Origin of the sequence: Rhodococcus qingshengii JCM 15477 (genome assembly GCF_023221595.1) — a bacterium.
In the GTDB taxonomy this organism is placed as follows: domain Bacteria; phylum Actinomycetota; class Actinomycetes; order Mycobacteriales; family Mycobacteriaceae; genus Rhodococcus_F; species Rhodococcus_F qingshengii.
This window is the reverse complement of sequence record NZ_CP096563.1, coordinates 6,204,884-6,223,413: the sequence shown is the minus strand read 5'-3', so window position 1 is coordinate 6,223,413 and position 18,530 is coordinate 6,204,884. Positions and strand designations below refer to the sequence as shown.

Genomic DNA, 18,530 nt, shown 5'->3' with positions numbered 1-18,530 from the left:
TCAGCATCAGGTAGCGCTTTGTGCCGCAACGATGTCCGGCCACCAGCGGGCCGCGACATCGGGGTGCGCACGTAGTCGACTCTTGAGGGCATTCGCCCCGTAGGAATCGTGGATCGGGTTGTTCGCGTCCACGGTGACGCCGGTGGCGCGCGCCGCCAGCTCGGGAGGTAGGTCGAACTCCGGGATCTGCGCTGCGTAGTTCGGGTTGAAGAAGAACGGCACCGAGATACGTTCACCGTCGCCCTCGGGTGAAACTACCCGGTGCACAGTCGCTTTCAAGTAGCCGCCGGTAGCGACCTCGAGCAGTTCGCCGATGTTGACCACCAGCGCCCCGTCGATCGGCGGCGCGTCGATCCAGTCGCCGTCGTGCTCGACCTGCAGACCGCCTTTGCCCGGTTCGACATAGAGCAGAGTCAGCACACCCGCGTCCTTGTGTCCGCCGACGCCCTGGGAGCCGGCACCTTTCGGGCGGCCCGGGTAACGCACCACCTTGATGAGGATCGACGGATCGTGAGCGAACGCGTCGTCGAAGATGTTCGCATCCTGGCCCAGGGCTACCGCCCATTCGCGTAAGAGGCTCAATGCGATCGAGGTGAGCGTGTCGTTCCACTCGGTGATGACGTCGCGAAGTTCGGGAAGGGCGTCGGGCCACTGGTTGGGGCCCTGCAGGATCTCCCAGGCCGGTGAGGTGTCGGTGCGCTCGGCCGCGGGCTGTTCGGCCCCGATGTCGATCTGCTCGCGCCAGTCCTGCTTGCCTTCGGTCAGTTCGCCGCCGAGCCGGGTGTACCCACGGAAGTGCGGGCTGCGGACGTTCTCGATCGCGAGCTTCTCGGCAGTCGGCAGCGCGAAGAACTCGCGGGCGACGGCGAGGAGGCGGCGCTGCAGTTCGTCGGGAATTCCGTGGCCGACCAGGTAGAAGAATCCGACCTCGTGGGTGGCCTCGCGGAGCTGAGTGCGGAACTGCTCGGCGGTGTCGGGGTTCTGCGCAAGCGACAGATCGAGCACTGGCAGCGACGTAATCGACATGGGGTCCTCGATCCGTGTGATGGTTCTGATGTCCATCATTCCACGCTGAGCGGCACCCGGACCCGCACGGCAATTCGGCAGCCGCAGGCGTGATTACCCGCGCGGATGCGGAAACACCCTGCGGATAACAGAATCGGGGCCTTGCGCCATTGGCGCAAGACCCCGAATCAGTGTGAGTCGAATTAAGCTTCGTCAGCGCCGATGATGAACGCTTCGAGCTCGATGCGAGCCTTGTCGTCGGCCATCTGGACCGGCGGGGACTTCATCAGGTAAGCGGAAGCCGGGTAAACCGGTCCACCGATGCCGCGGTCCTTGGCGATCTTGGCTGCGCGGACGGCGTCGATGATGATGCCGGCAGAGTTGGGCGAATCCCAGACCTCGAGCTTGTACTCCAGGTTCAGGGGAGCGTCACCGAAGGCGCGGCCTTCGAGGCGGACGTATGCCCACTTGCGGTCGTCGAGCCACTCCACGTAGTCCGAGGGACCGATGTGGACGTTGCGGTCGTGAACCTTGCCGGCAAGTGCGCCGGTCAGGTTGGACGTCACGGCCTGGGTCTTGGAAACCTTCTTGGACTCCAGGCGATCACGCTCGAGCATGTTCTTGAAGTCCATGTTTCCACCGACGTTGAGCTGGTAGGTGCGGTCCAGCACGACGCCGCGGTCTTCGAACAGCTTCGCCATCACGCGGTGGGTGATGGTGGCGCCGACCTGGCTCTTGATGTCGTCACCGACGATCGGGACGCCGGCGTCCTTGAACTTGGCAGCCCACTCCGGGTCGGAAGCGATGAAGACGGGCAGAGCGTTGACGAATGCCACGCCTGCGTCGATCGCGCACTGTGCGTAGAACTTGTCAGCGTCGTCGGAACCGACGGGCAGGTAGGAGACGAGGACGTCGACCTGAGCGTCCTTGAGTGCCTTGACGACGTCGACGGGCTCGGCGTCGGACAGCTCGATGGTCTCGGCGTAGTACTTGCCGATGCCGTCGAGGGTCGGGCCACGCTGAACGGGAACGTCCAGGGGCGGGACGTCGGCGATCTTGATGGTGTTGTTCTCGCTCGCGAGGATCGCCTCGGAGAGGTCGAAGCCGACCTTCTTGGCGTCGACGTCGAACGCAGCGACGAACTGCACGTCGCGGACGTGGTACTTACCGAACTTGACGTGCATGAGGCCGGGGACCGTCTGGGTCTCGTCGGCATCCTTGTAGTAGTGGACGCCCTGAACCAGGGACGAGGCGCAGTTACCCACGCCCACAATGGCTACGCGCACCGCGGTGCTGTTCTCACCCATGGTCGGGTTCTCCTTCTTTCCGGGATGTTCCTGTTGTCGATTGCTCGGCTGCGATCAATTCGTTGAGCCAACGCACTTCGCGTTCACTCGATTCGAGTCCGAGCTGATGGAGCTGACGGGTATAGCGGTCCAGCGATCCGCTGGCCCGACCGACGGCCTCGCGGAGCCCCTCACGGCGCTCCTCGACCTGACGTCGCCTGCCTTCGAGGATCCGCATCCGCGCTTCTGCGGGGGTGCGGCTGAAGAAGGCGAGGTGAACGCCGAAACCGTCGTCGGTGTAGTTCTGCGGCCCGGTGTCGGCGACCAGTTCGGTGAACCGTTGCCGACCTTCCGGAGTGAGCTGGTAGACGCGACGCGCCCGACGCTTGAGCGTGCCGGTGGCAGTGTCGACGTCTTCCGAGATCAATCCGTCGGCTTGCATGCGCCGCAGTGCCGGGTACAGCGATCCGTACGAGAACGCGCGGAATGCGCCGAGCAGACCAGTGAGCCGCTTACGCAGCTCGTATCCGTGCATCGGTGACTCGAGGAGCAGCCCGAGGATTGCGAGTTCGAGCAACTGACAAACCTCCCGAGTCGTTGAACCTAACCGCTTGATGCGATAACCAACTATATCGCGCCGATATATAAAACCACACTGCGGCCCGATACGTGTACCAAGGTGTCACGGCTAGATCAGGGGGTGAACGGGTAAATCGACATGATTTCGCCATCGAGGGCAGCGGTCAGGTACCCGCTCTCGTCGAGGTCGTTGCCGACGTGAATCTGGATGGTCGGAACATTTTCGGTGCTATCGACAGAGACGTACCGAGTGGTCGGATTTTGCACCGACGTCGTTGTTCCGGCGCCGTCGAGCAGGGCGATCACGATGCGAGGATCGAGCTGTCTGACGTCGATCTGGGTCACGTCGGGTTCGCGTGATCCTCCTGAAGTCGTGTCCTCGAGGTCGCCTCGGTAGTAGCTGTCCAGGCTCTTGCGCGGCGCGGCAGGATCGGCGCGCGTTACGCGTGCATAAGTGGGATAGATGGTCATCTCGTCGACCAGTCCGCTGCCGTACTCCGTTTCGATGGCATGGAACATCGCCCCCAGGCCGTCGACGGTGTGTAACTGTGGCTCGGGGCTCGAGAAGATCGTGACGTCGGACGCGGCGTATTTGATTCCGAAACCGACAGCCGAGACCAGTGACAGCGCGATGATCACAACGGCGATCCAACGCGTGTCGAGCGAAGGTTCTTTCCGAAGAATGGGTAGGGACGCCTCGGTCTGCAGATCGGACGTCAAATCTTCGAGATCGCCGAGAGTGACTGCCACCGCGGCGAGTTCGGTCAATTCGTCGTGCTCGGTCGCCGTGAGTTGTCCGTCGGCGAAGGCGGAGTCCAGCACTGCGCAGGTAGCCTCGCGATCGGCATTGCGAGCGCGGGTGGTCCTGGTCAGATCGTTCGGCATGTCCGGGGCCTATCGAGGAGTGAAGGGAGACAAGCGGATCGGGCGGCCATCCGGGGTCAAATCCATTGAGCCGCTCGCGCCGAGGTTGTTGCTGGCGTAGATGGAGACGCGTGGATCGTCGCTCGACGAACTCATGCTGATGTGTGTGATCTCGGCGTCGGGGACGTTGAGATTTGCGGACACTCCTGCCAGATATCCGGCGAGTTTGTCGATGTCGACGGCAGCGAGGTCGAAGGTGACGGTGCTGGCTGCTCGAGTCGACGTGCTGTCGCGTGGTGTGAAACCGCCTCGAAAGTCGATGTCTTCCTCCAGGTTCGGCGAGACAGCGGCGGCGCGAGTGACGCTTGCATAGCCGTCGTAGAAGTTGGCGGAATCGATTATCGTCGTGCCATACTTGGCGCTGTATCTGGTGATGAATTCCCCGATCCCGCTTGCGGTGACCGTGTTCAACGTCGAACTCACAATGGGGGCAAGCGGTTCGACGTTTTCGGCTGCCGCCGGTGGAGGCGGTGGGGGTGAAGGGTCGGCGGACAAGGTGAGGTACCCGATCAGGCCGGCGAAGATAGTCGATGCGGCTGCGAGGTACCAGATCTTGTCGATACGGCGAACTTTGGCGACGGCGTTGCGCAGCGTTGCTTTCTGCAGATCGCGGACCAGCAGATCGAGCTGTCCGAGCGTGGTCGCGGTCATGGCCGCAGCCGTCCGGTTCGCGTGCTCGTCGACCGTGATCTGGCCGTCGGACAGAGCCGTATCGAGAACGGCGCAGGTATCGGAACGGTCGACGTCGCGCGCACGGGTGCGCGTAGAGGTAGTAGTCGGGGACCCACTCACCGGCTCACCCTAGCTCCCGTACGGGTAGGAACGAGAGATCTCGCCCCACGGCGTGACCTCGATGCGTCCTTGGTGGCCGAGTCCGTTCTCTGCATAGATCGCGATCTCCGGGACGCCGTAGTTCGCGTCCACGATCAAGTGGGTGATCGCGGCGTCCGAAACATTGACATAGTCGCCGATGTTCACCATGTACGGCGCGAGCTTGTCGATCTGGATGGAACCGAGGTCGAAGGTCGGCTGGCCCGTTCGCCGCGGAATGGACGTCACTTCCCTCTCGAAGCCGTCGCGAAAACTGATGGACTCGGTGAGAGCGGGAGCATCGGGGACCGCCCGGCTCACTGATGAGTAGTCGCCGTGGAAGCTGGCGTCGTCTACGAACATGTCACCGAACTCTTCTCGATACCTCTCGATGAATGCGCCGATTCCTTCCGGCGTCAACGTGTCGATGTGTGCGATCAGGATCGGTTCGACGGTCGGCTCCGGCACCGGGGTGGTGGTCGGCAACGGCGGAGCGAGGGAAGTAGTGCTGGCATAACTGGCTGTGATGTCTTCCGAGGGCGTCAACGGTGACCGACTCCACGCCACTGCTGCGATCGCGCCGACGACGATCAGAGCAGCAGCACCGACGAACACGGCCTTTCGTGCCGTCGACGTCCGAGGCACCGTTTTGGTCTCGATCTTCGGCACCTGCAGATCGTTGACCAGGCGTGCGAGTGCGAGCAGGGTCTTCGCGGACTTCGCCTTCTCGGTCCGGTCGAAGTAGTCCTCCGCGCTCAACTGCCCTTCGGCGTACGCGGCGTCCAACACATTGCACGTTTCGACGCGATCAAGATCACGAGCGCGCGTCATCGGAGAACGAGAAGACTTCACAGGAAGTGATCGTAATGGCTGGTCGCCATGCCCCCAGCCCCCGAAATGTGTTCATCGTGACCCTCCCGAACCGTCCGTCGCGGCACGGACGCACGTACGCTGGTCAGGTGCGGATACAGCGGCAAGTTGTGGACTACGCGCTCGCGCGTCGGTCTGTGCTGGCCGAAGTGTCTGCGGGTCGGACCGACGTCAAGCAGGTGTGTGACGCCGATCCGTACCTACTCAGAGCCGCGAAGTTCCACGGCCGGGGCAGCGACGTCGTCTGCCCCATTTGCCGCAAGGAACAGTTGACGCTCGTGTCCTGGGTGTTCGGCGACAAGCTCGGTCAGGTTTCGGGATCGGCCCGAACCTCGGACGAGCTCGCTCGGCTTGCGGAAACAGCAGAGGAGTTCACGGTGCACGTTGTAGAGGTGTGCCGTACCTGCAGTTGGAACCACTTGGTGCAGTCCTATGTGCTCGGCGCAGTACCTGCGCCGCCGCGACCGCGGCGAGCACGCCCACCAAGCCGGCGCACCGCCAGCGAGTAACGCCACACCCGAAGAAGGGCCCGATCGAAGTCTGCACGTGATCGGTCCGTGACCACTGGAGATTTGATTCGTGAGTTCCCCCAGCAACAACAACCCGGGAGGCAACAACCCGGGTGGCCGTCCCGTCGGTCCCAACCGTCCCGCCGGACCTCCTCAGGGTCGTCCGCCGCAGGGACGTCCGATGGGTCCACCGCCGCAGGGTTCACCTCCGCAGGGACGCCCTCCGATGGGTCCGCCCCCTCAGGGTCGTCCGCCGCAAGGTCGTCCGATGGGACCCCCGCCTCAGGGTCGTCCGCCGCAAGCCCGACCTTCGGGCCCGCCTCCTCAGGGCCGCCCCGCCGGTCCCCCGCCTCAGGGCCGTCCGCCGCAAGGCCGGCCTTCGGGCCCGCCGCCTCAGGGTCGCGCCTCCGGCGCTCAGGCGAACGAACCGACCCAGCGCGTCGCGGCAGCAGCAGCGACCACCCGTAGCAACGCGGGCGCCCGCCCGCCGGTCGGACCTCCACCGACGAAGCCACCGACAGGTGGCTCCGGTGGCGGTGGCAACGACGGACAACCCCCGAAGGGAAAGAAGAGCGCCGTGAAGAAGAAGTCCAAGTGGCGCACAGTTCGCCGCTCGGCCTACGTCTTGGTGGCGCTCGGTCTTGTTCTGCCCGTCCTTGCCTTCATGGCCGCGTACATCGTGCAGGACGTCCCCAAGCCCGGTGACCAAAAGACCAATCAGGTGGCGACGGTCTTCGCCGCCGACGGAAGCACCGTGATCGCTACCGTCGTCCCGCCGGACGAAGGTAACCGCGTCGAGGTCTCGCTCGATCAGGTACCGATGCACGTTCGTAACGCCGTTCTGGCCGCAGAGGACCGCGATTTCTACTCGAACCCGGGCTTCTCGATCTCCGGTTTCGCGCGCGCAGCCCGTGACAACGTCCTCGGTCGCGACAGTGCCGGTGGTGGATCGACCATCACTCAGCAGTACGTGAAGACCGCGCTCGTCGGCTCGGAGCGTTCGCTGACGCGAAAGATGAAGGAACTCGTTCTCTCCTCGAAGATGGCCAACGAGTGGTCCAAGGACGACATTCTTGCCGCATACCTGAACACCATCTACTTCGGTCGTGGTGCGTACGGTATCGAAGCCGCGTCCAAGGCTTACTTCGGTAAGCCCGTCGACCAGCTGTCCATCGAAGAAGGCGCCGTCCTGGCGTCGTCGATCCAGCTTCCGTCGCTCCTCGATCCCGAGACCAACCCGACCGGCGCGAAGTCCCGTTGGGATTACGTGCTCGACGGCATGGTGTCCGCCGGCACGCTGGATCAGGCCGCGCGCACGCAGATGCAGTACCCCGCCTACATCCCGCTCGCCCAGGTCGACAACAGCAGCCAGGGCTCGACCGGACCCGAAGGCCTGATCAAGCGTCAGGTGCTCAAGGAGATCGGCGACGCTGGAATCAGCGAGCAGTTGCTCAACACCGAGGGCTTGCAGATCACCACGACCATCGACCCGCAGGCTCAGGCCGCAGCGGTCGAGGCAGCCCGTTCCAACATGGAGGGTGAGCCGGAAAATCTGCGTACCGCAGTTGTCTCGGTCGATCCGAAGACCGGAGCCGTCAAGGCGTACTACGGCGGTGAGGACGGCGCGGGATACGACTTCGCGAATGCCGGACTTCAGACTGGTTCCTCGTTCAAGGTGTTCGGCCTCGCAGCCGCCCTGGATCAGGGAATCCCGCTCTCGCAGATGTACGACAGCTCACCGCTGACCGTCAACGGCATCTCCATCGGCAACGTCGAAGGTGAAAGCTGCGGCACCTGCACCATCGCAGAGGCGCTCAAGCGTTCGCTGAACACCAGCTTCTACCGTCAGATGCTCAGCCTCGACGGCAACGGCCCGCAGGAAATCGCGGACATCGCTCACAAGGCAGGCATCCCGAAGGACATCCCGGGTGTCGGCCCGTCGCTCACCGAGGCCGACGGTTCCGGCCCCAACAACGGCATCGTGCTCGGCCAGTACCAGGCCCGCGTGCTCGACATGGCGTCGTCGTACGCGACACTCGCCGCGTCCGGTACGTATCACGCACCGCACTTCGTGCAGAAGGTCGTCGCGGCCGACGGCACCGTGCTGCTGGACCGCGGCGCGCCCGCCGGTGAAGACCGCATCGACGCTGCCGTGGCGGACAACGTGACGGCTGCGATGCAGCCGATCGCGGCGTACTCGCGCGGTCACAACCTGGCCGGCGGACGTCTGTCGGCGTCGAAGACAGGTACCGCGCAGCTCGGTGACACCGGAGCCAACAAGGACGCGTGGATGGTCGGCTACACGCCGTCGCTTTCGACCGCGGTCTGGGTCGGAACTCCCGACGGTGAAGCGATCACCAATTCCGGTGGCGCGATGATCTACGGCTCAGGTCTGCCTTCGGACATCTGGAAGGACACGATGGACGGCGCCCTCGAGGGCACCGACAACGAGAAGTTCCCGACGCCGGGCAAGATCAACGGTCAAGCCGGTGGTGTTCCGGAGTACACGGCTCCCGCACCGCCCAAGACGTCGGCGCCGCCGACCACCGCACCGACGACGACGGAAACCACTCCGCCGCCCGTGGTGACAACGACGCAGGTCGAGGTTCTGCCGGGCATCACGATCCCGATTCCGGGCATCTCCCGGCCGACGACAACCACGCCACAGGTACCAGGGGCAGGCGAGACCACCGAGGAAGAACCGGCAGGTGTGAGCCCCGGCCAGTAGTTGGAGGGTGGTCGGTTCGAAAGACGGTAACCTCGCGGAGTGGCCGCGAATGCTGATGATGCCGAACCGACCTCCCCCGCTCCGCTGGCCGAAGATCTTCGTTCGGCGGATTGGCGGGACGTTCCCAGTCGCAACGACGCGATGGTGTCTGCGCTGTCGGGAACCGTCGGCGGTCCGGTAGGTCGTCACGCACTGATCGGGCGCACTCGCTTCTTCACACCGATGCGAGTGATCCTTCTGCTCGCCGTGGTGTTCTTGGCTTTCGGCTGGTTCGCCAAGGCGGGCTGTATTCAGCAGGCGCCGGTCGGCGAGAGCGGGCAGGTCGGCCTCGATTGGAGTGGCAGCCGCCAGTACGTGGCGATGTGTTACTCCGATACCGTTCCGCTGTACGGAGCCGAACGCCTCGATCAGGGAGCATTCCCGTACAAGACGTCGTGGGAAGAAGTACGCGGCGACGGTTCGATCCAGATGCGGTACATGGAGTATCCGGTCATCTCGGGGCTCTACCAGTACGGCGCAATGAAAGTCGCGAAGGCGTGGGATTCGATCACCTGGCTGCCAGGCGCGATTCAGGTGGCGCTCTATTTCAACGTCGTGGCGTTCGGGTTGGCGTTGGCGTGGCTGGTCACCGTGTGGGCGAGCACCCTGCTGGCCGGACGACGAGTGTGGGACGGCGCTCTCATCGCGTGTTCCCCGTTGGTGATCGTGCACGTGTTCACGAACTTCGATCCTCTGGCGACGGCGTTCGCGGCGGGTGGGTTGTTGGCGTGGGCACGCAAGCGGCCCGTGCTCGCGGGAATCCTGCTCGGCCTGGGCGGCGCCGCAAAGCTCTACCCGCTGCTCCTACTGGGACCGCTCTTGGTCCTGTGTCTGCGCGCGGGCAAGACGAGGGACTGGCTGGTGACCGCTCTCAGCGCGGTCGCGGCATGGCTTGCGGTGAACCTGCCCATTGCCGCGCTGTACCCCCATGGTTGGTACGAGTTCTTCCGGCTCAACTCCGAACGCGGGGCCGATCCGGATTCGCTCTACAACGTGATCGCGTCGTTCACGTCGTGGAAGGGCCTCGACGGTCCTCTCGCACAGGGTGAGTCGCCGTCGAATCTCAACGCCGTCTCTCTGCTTTTGTTCGTGGCCGTCTGCATCGGTGTCGGATACGTCGCCCTGACGGCGCAGCGTCGTCCGCGAGTTGCGCAGCTGTGCTTCCTGTTGGTGGCGGGCTTCCTGCTCACGAACAAGGTGTGGAGCCCGCAGTATTCTCTGTGGCTGGTGCCGCTGGCCGTGTTGGCCTTGCCGCACCGCAGACTCCTGCTCGCGTGGATGACCATCGACGCCCTGGTCTGGGTTCCACGAATGATGTATTACCTCGGGGTGTCCAACAAGGGGCTGCCCGAGCAGTGGTTCACCGGAACGGTCGTGATCCGGGACATCGCGGTACTCGTTCTGTGCGCGCTGGTGCTCCGGCAGATCTACCGGCCGTCGGAGGATCTCGTGCGGTACGGGTTCATCGACGATCCGGCGGGCGGTGTTCTCGATCAAGCACCGGACAAACAACCTGCCTGGCTACCCGGTTGGTTGAAGCCGTCCAAGGCGAAGGAACCGGAACCCGTCGCGGTCTGAGGTCACCACTCGTCGAGGGTGGTGTACCCGTCCTGGACCGCGCGGGCGAACAACGCTGCCTTCGTGGGAGCCGGCCGCCCGACGTCGCTGTACTTCGTGCGTACCCGAGTGATGTGTGTGTTGACGGTGCAGACGCGTAGGCCGAGTGTCTCGGCGACCTCGGACTTGGAATCCGAACGTAGCCAGGCAAGAAGTACTTCGATCTCGCGGACGCTCAGCTTCGGCTTGTGCTTGCCGTGCTTGGGGTTGCCGACTCGGGACACGTTTGCCTCGATCTTCGGAGAAATGCCGATTGAAGACATGCGAGTAGCGCCTTTCGACGGAGGGGATGGGCGCCGACTGCCGTATTTGCAGAAGGGCTGCTGGCTCGAGGCTCGACTGAGACGAGTATTTCGATCGAGGTGTCTCAGTGGAACGGGTGCAACTCTCTCGATACAGAGTCCATACAACGGACAAATCCCCTACCTGCTCCGATAGAGTGCGTCGCTATGAACTCGAAGGCGGAAGCCGGTACGCACAATCAGGTCGACCCCGCCCGGATCGAGTCGCGTGGTCAGTTTGCTGAGACGCTCACTGCACTGCGGAACGCAGCCGGACTGACGGTCCGCGAAGCCGTAGAGCGTTCGGGTGGTTTGCACGGAACCGTCAGCGGATGGTTTGCCGGCCAACACCTGCCGACGCCGGCGAGTACCCCGATGTTTTTTGCGCTCCTCGAGGCCTGCGGCGTCGATTCCGAGGATGAGCGAGAGCGCTGGATCAGTGCGGTGCAACGAGTGAGACAGCTGACGGCCAGACGACGCGGCGACGCCACCGTTCCGTATCGAGGTCTCGAGTCGTTCCGGCAGGAGGACGCCGAGTGGTTCTTCGGTCGAGACGAACTCACTGCCAACTTGGTCGAACGGGTGGCGTCGGCGATACGAGGTGAAGGTCGCCGTCAGTTCATGGTGATCGGTGCTTCCGGATCGGGTAAGTCGTCGTTGCTGCGGGCCGGGCTCGCCCCCAAGGTTGCCGAGGGCGATTCACGGTTCGACGGCTGGCGGGTGGAAACCCTGCAGCCGGGTACAGGAGGAATCCCGTCGTCGATTTCCGACGAACCAACTGTCTTGATCCTCGACCAGTTCGAGGAACTGTGGACGCAGTGCGACGGTGATCGGCGCGAGGAAATACTGCGGACTCTCGCGGACCTCGGTGAGAACACCATCGCAGTCATCGGAATGCGCGCCGACTTCTACGGGCTCGCGGCGGAGGAACCACTTTTGGTGCCGCTGCTCGACGATTCGCCGATGGTGGTCGGGCCACTGACCGACGAACAATTGCGCGAGGTGATCGTCGAGCCGGCGGTCAAGGCCGGGATGACCGTGCAGAGCGAGTTGGTTCAGGTTCTGGTCGGCGAGCTGACACCACGCGGCTCGCGCACGGCGAGCGACCCCGGAGCTTTGCCTTTGCTGTCACACGCACTGTTGGGGACCTGGCAACGGTCGACGCGTAAAACTCTGACCGTCTCGGATTACTACGCCACCGACGGGATCGCCGGAGCCGTCCAGCAAAGCGCGGAGGAAGTGTACGGCGAGCTCACAGAGAGGCAGCAGCAGTTGGCGCGCAGGATCTTCCTGCGATTGGTCAACGTCGACGAAGTGACGCAGACGCGTCGGCGGGCACCGCGCACCGAACTCTTCCTCGGTGACGACGTCGACGACGTGAATACCGTCATCGACCGGTTCGCCTTACGCCGCCTTCTCACCGTCGACGAGGAGACCGTCGAGGTTTCGCACGAGGTCTTGCTGTCCGCGTGGAGTCGGCTTCGCGATTGGATCGACTCGGACCGCGCCGGCCTGGCGGTGCATCGCCGGTTCACCTACGCGGCGCAGGTATGGGAAGACAGTGGACGCGACCCCGGCGCGCTGCTCGGACCCGCACGTCTTCACCTGACGGAAGAATGGCTGAACTCGGGTGAACTCGGTCTCCCACTGGAACCGAGTCGGACCCGCGCCGCCGACCTCAATGCCACCGAGCGGGAGTACCTCGCCGCGAGTATCGAGCATCGTGATCAGCAGGAATTTGCCGATCGCCGACGTACACGCGTTCTGCGGCGACTCGTGACTGCGTTGGCAGCCGCGTCGGTGATCGCTCTGGTGTTGGCGGTGGTTGCGACCGTCGCCGGTATCGGAGCCAATCGTCAACGTGTCCAAGCAGATACCGCGCGAGACGAGGCGATGTCGCGTCAGGTGGCCACCGAGTCGATCAGGATGCGCGAGCGGGATCCGTCGCTGGCGTCGCAGCTTGCTCTGGCGGCATTTGCGGTCAACGAAACGACCGAAGCCCGCTCGGCATTGCTGGATGCGTCGGGCGTTCATTCGGCTACTCGCATCATCGGACCGCCCGGCGCGATGAAGGCCCGGATAAACCCAGCCGGAACTGTTGTGGCGGTGGGGGGTTCGGATGGGAAGGTCAGACTTTATCCGATGGTGGACGGTGTTGCCTCAGCCGTTCCGCAGGCGGAGTTTCTCGGAGTCTCGGAGGGCACGGCCCTCTTTGCCGTCGCCTACAGCCCGGACGGACGGCTCCTTGCGACCGGTGGTGCCGGCGGCGCTGCACTCTGGGATGTGTCGGACCCGAAGAATCCGGTCCGTGGAACACTTCCCGTCGACGGTGAACGCGTAGTGCAGGACATGGAGTTCAGCCCAGACGGAACCAAGCTGGTCGCCGGTACCTCGACGCCCGACGTTCTGCGATGGAACATCGACACCTCCACGAATGCCGTTGCTTTGCCTGCTCTTCCGCATCCAGCTGACGGCATTGTCACCGCGACGTTCAGCCCCGACGGACGTTTCCTCGTGGCGGGCGGGCGTCAAGCGACTCTGCGCGTGTGGGACGTCGCGAAGTGGGGTGAGGAATCGGCGCCGATCTTCGCGACCGAGCCCAACGGCACCACCGTCCACTACCTCGGCGTCGCCTTCAGTCCGGACGGACGCGAGCTCGCGGCGGGAACCACTGGCAGGGAGGTGGTTCGGTGGGACATGAGCGATCCGGCGCGCCCCACTCCCCTGCCGGCACTGACGGGATTTTCCAGCTACGTCAACGAACTCAACTACGGCAAAGACGGAACACGTCTTGCCGCAGGAAGTTCCGACAACTCCGTGCGCGTGTGGGACCCCCGAACCGGGGCATTGATCGAAACACTTCCGGACAGTGGGGCGGTGACCACCGTCGACTACAGCGATGACGGCCGCAATCTGGTCACCGGGGGACTCAACGGTGTGACTCGCGTGTGGGCTCTTCCGGGTCCGGTCTGGGCGGGAGCTCGGGACACGATCTTCACCAGTCCCTTTGCCGCGGACGGCTCGCGTCTGGTGGCCGGCGTCGGTGCCAGGGGTGGCGCGATGTTGGCGTGGAACACCGAGGATCTCGATCGCCCCGCGGTGATGCCGGAGTTGAAACCGCAAGGGGACGACTCTTTCAGCGGTGCGTCGGCGGTGTCGGCAGACGGGAACCTGGCTGTGAGCGGCACCGGCGGCGGCGGTGCATATCTTTGGGACCTGAGTGATCCGGCGTCGCCACGTATCTACGGCGAGCCTGCGGTATATGTGAAGGGCATCGTGGCGGTTGTCGCGCTGAATCCCGCCGGAGATCTGCTGGCGGTGTCCTCGCAGGACGACAACAGTATTGCGTTGGTCGACGTTTCCGACCCGTCGGCTCCGAAACTGTTGTCGTCGACCGATGTCGGCTCCTACCCGCAGATGATGGCCTTTCAGCCAGGTACCGACATCTTGGCGATCGCGAACGCCAAGAACGAAGTGGATCTGTGGGACGTGTCGAACGCAGCGTCGCCCCGGGTGGCGGCGACGGTGGGTGGATTCGAAAGCTACGCATTAGCAGTGTCTTTCAGCGCCGACGGAACGCTGTTGGCCGCTGGAAGTGCGGATCACGGTGTCGCCGTGTGGGACGTACGCACACCGTCGGCACCCGAGGAACTCGCTCGTCTCGTCGGCCCCGAGGGCGCAATCTATTCGATCTCGTTCAACCGCGCCGGTGATCGGCTCGCTGCCGGTGTCGGCGACGGAACCGTCTGGCTCTGGGACATCGAGACTCCCTCGCAGGCAACACGATTTGCGACGCTGTCCGCCTACCCGGGTCGCGTCAACGACGCTCAGTTCGCCGGCGAGAGTGACATGATCGCGGGTAGCGGGTCGGACAAGACCGTTCGCTTGTGGGGAATCGACCCCGACGGCGTCGTTGATCGATTGTGCCGCACCGCAGGATCTCCCATCACGGAAGCCGAATGGGAGCGGTACCTGCCCGGTGTTCCCTATCAGGATCCGTGTGCCGGCTGACGTGGGTCAGTTCATCCAGAACTCGAGCGCCGGTTCCCGACCCAGCTCGCCTCCGCTGCCGGTGATCACCAGTCCGGCGGAGGTGAGCTTGTACGTCACGTCCTTGTTGGTGACGGTGAATCCGTTGCCGGTGGGCGTCGGATCGTCGAGTTCGATGGTGGCGCCGTCGCTCAGCCGTTGACCCTTGTAGTAGTAACGCCCGACTCCGGTTTCGCAGATGACGATTCGTGATCCGGTCGTGACGGCGATGGCGACGGCAGGATTGGTGGAGTTGCAACTGGGGCCGCCGGAGATGAAGCCCTGACGGTTGGTGCCCGAGACGGTCGGCGCTGGTCCGATCGAGGTTGTGACGCGTGGGGGCGTCGTCGTTTTCGGCGCTGTGGTGGGTGCACTCGGCGCCCGAGTCGTGGTCGTGGAGTACGAGTACGGCGTCGTATAGGTGAGACTCCGCGAACTCGCTTCATTGGCGGCGTTGCCGAAAGCGGCGGCGAGCAGCCCGAAGAACGCGATCCACACGATCACGGCCAGGATGCCGAGTGCGGTGAAGATGTAGCCGATGATCAGTCCGGCAAGGGCGAGTCCGTCGCCTTCTTCGCCGGTCCGTTTGATCTGGCCGCGAGCGATGTGCCCGAAGACGATCCCCAACGGCGCGATGAGGAACGCGAAGACGAGGGCGAGTACCGCGAGTGTGTTCGTCGGGCGCCTGCCGTACGGATCGGGCTGCCCGTACGGAGCCGGTTGCCAATTCTGATTGCCCTGGTACCCGTACCCACCCTGATCGCTCATGAGGTGAATCTTGGCATGGACTTCGTCGAAGAGTGCAGGTGATGGCTAGTTTCGGGTACGTGTCTCGAGCTGAGGTGCGATGGTCGGCCAGTCGTCGTCGGTCATCGCGAACAGCGCTGTTGTACGCCAGCTGCCGTCGACACGGCGCCGGTGCTTGCGCAGCAGGCCCTCGAACTGAGCGCCGAGCTTTGCGATCGCTGCCCTGGACTGTTCGTTGAACTCGTCCGTGTGCCACTCGACGCGTACGGCTTCGAGCTGGTCGAAGGCGTGACGAAGCAGGAGCAGCTTCGATTCGGGATTGATCCCGGTTCCCTGAACCGATCGCGACAACCACGTGTACCCGATTGCAAGACTGCGGTTTACCGGGTCGATCTGGTACATGGACGTGGTGCCGACCACGGCGTTCGTCGCGATGTTCACCTGCGCAAAGGCGATCCGATTAGGGTCGTCGGTTGCTGCAGCGATGTACTTCTGTGCCTGTTCCCGATCGGTGATGGGCGATGCGGTCCAACGAAAGATCGCCGGGTCGTCGGCAGCAGCGAGCAGAGCGTCGGTGTGCGCGACGCCCAGGGGTTCGAGTCGGACACGATCACCGGTCAGCGTCGGTGATTCGAACCATGATGCAGTCATCAGGCGTGCTCCCGTGAGTGAGTCGGAAGGTTGTTGTCGGAGTTGGCAATCTGATCGGTCCCACCGGCAAGCGGATACCGCAACGGGACTCGCAGGAACAAGAAGAAGAACACGGCGAGCAGGATGACGTGGCCCCACACGCTCGCCTGGACGACGGCCTCGTACTTGCTCGGATCGAGATTCATGTCCAGTTGGTAGAAGTACCGGAAGATGCCGATACCCAACGCTGCGTCGGCGATCAGATAGGCGACGATCCAGAACCACCGGATCTTGAACAGTACGAGGAAAGGCAGGATCCACAGTGTGTACTGCGGTGAATTGACCTTGTGCAGCAACACGAATCCGCACAGCATCGCGGCACTGACTGCAATCCACGGAAAGTAGCCGTCGCGGACGTAGCGGCGCCAACCCAGATACATCGCGAGCGCGAACGACAACAGGATCATCACCGGAGACAGGATGCTCACCAGTGCGTCGTAGTCGGCGTTGAGTTCGCGAACTCCGAAACCGTAGAAGGGGCGCAAACCCCAGAACCACACCGAGTTGGTGGTGATGTCCGCGCTTCGCTTCTCCTGGAAGCTGAACGACGCGCGCCAGCCTTCGTAGGAAATGAGGGCGAACGGCAGGTTGACGAGGACGACGGTGACGATCGCCGCGCCCGCCGTCATCAGCGCTCCACGAACGTCGTAGCGCTTGCCTTCGGTGCCGCGTAGAAGCACGTAGGCCATGAGCGGCAGCACGAACATTCCCGGGTACAGCTTCAAACAGAAACCGATCGCCAGGATGACGGCCGCCAGAACCGCGCGAGTTCGCAGCGGGATCCGCTCGAACGTCATCAGGAAGATCGCGCCGACGCTGGTGGCCACCACCGGGAGCTCCCAGTTGTGGAATGCGTACAGAACCAGGGGCGGAGTCGCCGACCACACGAGCGCGTACGCGCCGCTCATCTTGCCGAGCATCCACGCCGTGAGCAGTCCGAAAGGAGCCAGGATCAGGGCCGAGTGCAGAAGGAAATCGGTGTCGGTGTGTGAGCCGATACCGCCCAGCCACATCAGAATTCCGCTGAGCACCGGGTATTCGACGGTTCCGCCGGTCAGGAATCCTTCGGGCGTTATCCCTCCGGTGACGAAGGGGAACAGATGCTGATCGATACCTCGTCCGAGCCAGAGCAACTGAATGTCGGAGTAGCAGACGTCGATGTTCTTGTTGACGTCGAAGTTCAGGCTTCGTCCGTCGGGCGCGAACGGTGCACCGCCGCATCTGGCCTTGTTGAAATAGCCCAGCGCCATCGTCAGCCCGCACAATCCGACGACCAACGCCAGGATCGACGCCGGGGTCTTGCGGTCTGTTCGCATGATTCTCACCCTAGGGGGCGCAGTGGCTCGCGGGGTGATGCGTCTGCACCACGCGTCGCGCATCGACCTGGCGGTCTTCCCGGAGGGCCGGGACGATTTCCCTGGTCAAGGCCCCTCGTGTAACCTACGAGGGTTGCTGACGCAACGACCCTCCTGCCACGGATAGTCCGTGGCCGTTTTCACTTAGTCCACAGGAGGTGATGAGGTCTTATGCGTCATTACGAATTGATGGTCATCCTTGACCCCAGCCTGGACGAGCGCACTGTCGCTCCTTCACTGGATACGTTCCTCAATGTTGTGCGCCAGCACGGCGGCACGATCGACAAGGTCGATGTCTGGGGTAAGCGTCGTCTCGCCTACGAGATCCTGAAGCATGCTGAAGGTATCTACGCGGTGATCGACATCAACGCCACTCCCGCCACCGTCGCTGAGCTCGATCGTCAGCTCGGTCTGAACGAGTCGGTTCTGCGCACGAAGGTTCTGCGCCACAACAAGTAATTACTGTCGGTAGCGAGCTCTACTCTCGCGCCCAACGGTCTTACATCAATGCAGGAGGAACCACATGGCTGGCGACACCATCATCACCGTCATCGGAAACCTGACGGCTGATCCTGAACTTCGTTTCACCCCGGCGGGTGCCGCGGTTGCAAACTTCACGGTTGCTTCCACGCCCCGCACCTTCGACCGTAATTCCAATGAATGGAAAGACGGCGATGCGCTGTTCATGCGTTGCAACATCTGGCGCGAAGCAGCCGAGAACGTCGCGGAGAGCTTGACCCGTGGTTCACGAGTAATCGTGAGCGGCCGGCTCAAGCAGCGTTCGTACGAAACTCGCGAGGGCGAAAAGCGAACTGTCGTCGAGCTCGAAGTCGATGAAATCGGTCCTTCACTGAAGTACGCCACGGCAAAGGTCAACAAGGCCAACCGTGGTGGCGGCGGTGGAGGCGGCAACTTCGGCGGTTCCTCCGGCGGATCGGGTGGCGGACGTCCGAGCGCTGCACCTTCGGGTGGAGACGATCCTTGGGGCAGTGCGCCTCAGGCTTCGGGCTCCTTCGGTGGTGCGGGCAGCGACGAACCGCCCTTCTGATCCGTACCTGATC

At 63.6% G+C, this 18,530-nt stretch carries 16 protein-coding genes; 6 read left to right on the top strand and 10 right to left on the bottom strand.

Translation table 11 applies throughout. The features are described from left to right. Positions 1 to 6 precede the first annotated feature (6 nt). From M0639_RS28755 to M0639_RS28730, 6 genes are all read right to left on the bottom strand, one after another. Positions 7 to 1,065: an isopenicillin N synthase family dioxygenase gene (locus M0639_RS28755; RefSeq protein ID WP_019746062.1), complete on the bottom strand. Its 1,059-nt coding sequence runs from the start codon at positions 1,063 to 1,065 to the stop codon at positions 7 to 9. Positions 1,066 to 1,208: 143 nt separating this feature from the next. After that, positions 1,209 to 2,312, bottom strand: a complete 1,104-nt coding sequence (locus M0639_RS28750) for an inositol-3-phosphate synthase (RefSeq protein ID WP_003945979.1) — start codon at positions 2,310 to 2,312, stop codon at positions 1,209 to 1,211. Then, a complete protein-coding gene (locus tag M0639_RS28745) occupies positions 2,305 to 2,868 on the bottom strand; it encodes a PadR family transcriptional regulator (protein ID WP_003946014.1) in 564 nt (187 codons plus the stop codon). Before M0639_RS28745 ends, M0639_RS28750 begins: the two co-directional genes overlap by 8 nt. Positions 2,869 to 2,984: 116 nt before the next feature. Next, positions 2,985 to 3,755: a DUF1707 SHOCT-like domain-containing protein gene (locus tag M0639_RS28740; protein WP_054827438.1), complete on the bottom strand. Its 771-nt coding sequence runs from the start codon at positions 3,753 to 3,755 to the stop codon at positions 2,985 to 2,987. Between the two features lie 9 nt (positions 3,756 to 3,764). Continuing rightward, positions 3,765 to 4,586, bottom strand: a complete 822-nt coding sequence (locus M0639_RS28735; RefSeq protein WP_050656990.1) for a DUF1707 SHOCT-like domain-containing protein — start codon at positions 4,584 to 4,586, stop codon at positions 3,765 to 3,767. 9 nt (positions 4,587 to 4,595) lie between these two features. Beyond that, complete coding sequence (locus M0639_RS28730) at positions 4,596 to 5,435, bottom strand: DUF1707 SHOCT-like domain-containing protein (RefSeq protein WP_007735521.1); 840 nt, start codon at positions 5,433 to 5,435, stop codon at positions 4,596 to 4,598. A gap of 128 nt (positions 5,436 to 5,563) precedes the next feature. Here M0639_RS28730 and M0639_RS28725 point away from each other — a divergent pair, with 128 nt between their 5' ends. From M0639_RS28725 to M0639_RS28715, 3 genes are all read left to right on the top strand, one after another. Further along, positions 5,564 to 5,983: a DUF5318 family protein gene (locus M0639_RS28725; protein WP_042448217.1), complete on the top strand. Its 420-nt coding sequence runs from the start codon at positions 5,564 to 5,566 to the stop codon at positions 5,981 to 5,983. Between the two features lie 577 nt (positions 5,984 to 6,560). Then, positions 6,561 to 8,711: a transglycosylase domain-containing protein gene (locus tag M0639_RS28720; RefSeq protein ID WP_064073502.1), complete on the top strand. Its 2,151-nt coding sequence runs from the start codon at positions 6,561 to 6,563 to the stop codon at positions 8,709 to 8,711. Between the two features lie 39 nt (positions 8,712 to 8,750). Next, positions 8,751 to 10,328 (top strand): glycosyltransferase family 87 protein, encoded by a 1,578-nt coding sequence (locus M0639_RS28715; RefSeq protein ID WP_064073503.1) that lies wholly within the window; start codon positions 8,751 to 8,753, stop codon positions 10,326 to 10,328. Between the two features lie 2 nt (positions 10,329 to 10,330). On the opposite strand, the gene M0639_RS28710 is transcribed toward M0639_RS28715, so the two are convergent. Beyond that, complete coding sequence (locus M0639_RS28710; protein ID WP_019746055.1) at positions 10,331 to 10,630, bottom strand: helix-turn-helix transcriptional regulator; 300 nt, start codon at positions 10,628 to 10,630, stop codon at positions 10,331 to 10,333. Between the two features lie 186 nt (positions 10,631 to 10,816). On the opposite strand from M0639_RS28710, the gene M0639_RS28705 reads away from it, so the two are divergent. Further along, on the top strand, positions 10,817 to 14,659 hold the full coding sequence (locus M0639_RS28705; RefSeq protein ID WP_064073504.1) for an nSTAND1 domain-containing NTPase: 3,843 nt from the start codon (positions 10,817 to 10,819) through the stop codon (positions 14,657 to 14,659). A gap of 6 nt (positions 14,660 to 14,665) precedes the next feature. On the opposite strand, the gene M0639_RS28700 is transcribed toward M0639_RS28705, so the two are convergent. From M0639_RS28700 to M0639_RS28690, 3 genes are read right to left on the bottom strand one after another with little or no spacing between them, the layout of a single operon-like run. Further along, positions 14,666 to 15,445 carry a DUF4190 domain-containing protein gene (locus M0639_RS28700; protein WP_030537127.1) on the bottom strand — a complete coding sequence of 260 codons (780 nt, stop codon included), beginning with the start codon at positions 15,443 to 15,445 and terminating at the stop codon, positions 14,666 to 14,668. Positions 15,446 to 15,490: 45 nt separating this feature from the next. Further along, positions 15,491 to 16,075, bottom strand: a complete 585-nt coding sequence (locus M0639_RS28695) for a GNAT family N-acetyltransferase (protein WP_042922028.1) — start codon at positions 16,073 to 16,075, stop codon at positions 15,491 to 15,493. Beyond that, the gene (locus M0639_RS28690) at positions 16,075 to 17,430 is read right to left on the bottom strand and encodes a glycosyltransferase family 87 protein (protein WP_007735530.1); all 1,356 of its coding nucleotides are present in this window, start codon (positions 17,428 to 17,430) and stop codon (positions 16,075 to 16,077) included. The genes M0639_RS28695 and M0639_RS28690 overlap by 1 nt, the downstream gene beginning before the upstream one ends. Before the next feature lie 210 nt (positions 17,431 to 17,640). Between M0639_RS28690 and rpsF the strand changes: the two genes are divergently transcribed. Together rpsF and M0639_RS28680 are read left to right on the top strand one after the other, a co-directional pair. Continuing rightward, positions 17,641 to 17,928 (top strand): 30S ribosomal protein S6, encoded by a 288-nt coding sequence (rpsF, locus tag M0639_RS28685; protein ID WP_003941237.1) that lies wholly within the window; start codon positions 17,641 to 17,643, stop codon positions 17,926 to 17,928. 64 nt (positions 17,929 to 17,992) lie between these two features. Continuing rightward, entirely contained in the window at positions 17,993 to 18,517 is a 525-nt protein-coding gene (locus M0639_RS28680; RefSeq protein WP_003941248.1) for a single-stranded DNA-binding protein, read from the top strand. Positions 18,518 to 18,530: the final 13 nt, after the last annotated feature.

Bases quoted from the DNA above. Each gene is read 5' to 3' on its own strand.
- M0639_RS28755 (WP_019746062.1), bottom strand. From the start codon at position 1,065: ATGATGGACATCAGAACCATCACACGGATCGAGGACCCCATGTCGATT.
- M0639_RS28750 (WP_003945979.1), bottom strand. From the start codon at position 2,312: ATGGGTGAGAACAGCACCGCGGTGCGCGTAGCCATTGTGGGCGTGGGT.
- M0639_RS28740 (WP_054827438.1), bottom strand. From the start codon at position 3,755: ATGCCGAACGATCTGACCAGGACCACCCGCGCTCGCAATGCCGATCGC.
- M0639_RS28730 (WP_007735521.1), bottom strand. From the start codon at position 5,435: ATGACGCGCGCTCGTGATCTTGATCGCGTCGAAACGTGCAATGTGTTG.
- M0639_RS28710 (WP_019746055.1), bottom strand. From the start codon at position 10,630: ATGTCTTCAATCGGCATTTCTCCGAAGATCGAGGCAAACGTGTCCCGA.
- M0639_RS28705 (WP_064073504.1), top strand. From the start codon at position 10,817: ATGAACTCGAAGGCGGAAGCCGGTACGCACAATCAGGTCGACCCCGCC.
- M0639_RS28700 (WP_030537127.1), bottom strand. From the start codon at position 15,445: ATGAGCGATCAGGGTGGGTACGGGTACCAGGGCAATCAGAATTGGCAA.
- M0639_RS28695 (WP_042922028.1), bottom strand. From the start codon at position 16,075: ATGACTGCATCATGGTTCGAATCACCGACGCTGACCGGTGATCGTGTC.
- M0639_RS28690 (WP_007735530.1), bottom strand. From the start codon at position 17,430: ATGCGAACAGACCGCAAGACCCCGGCGTCGATCCTGGCGTTGGTCGTC.
- rpsF (WP_003941237.1), top strand. From the start codon at position 17,641: ATGCGTCATTACGAATTGATGGTCATCCTTGACCCCAGCCTGGACGAG.
- M0639_RS28680 (WP_003941248.1), top strand. From the start codon at position 17,993: ATGGCTGGCGACACCATCATCACCGTCATCGGAAACCTGACGGCTGAT.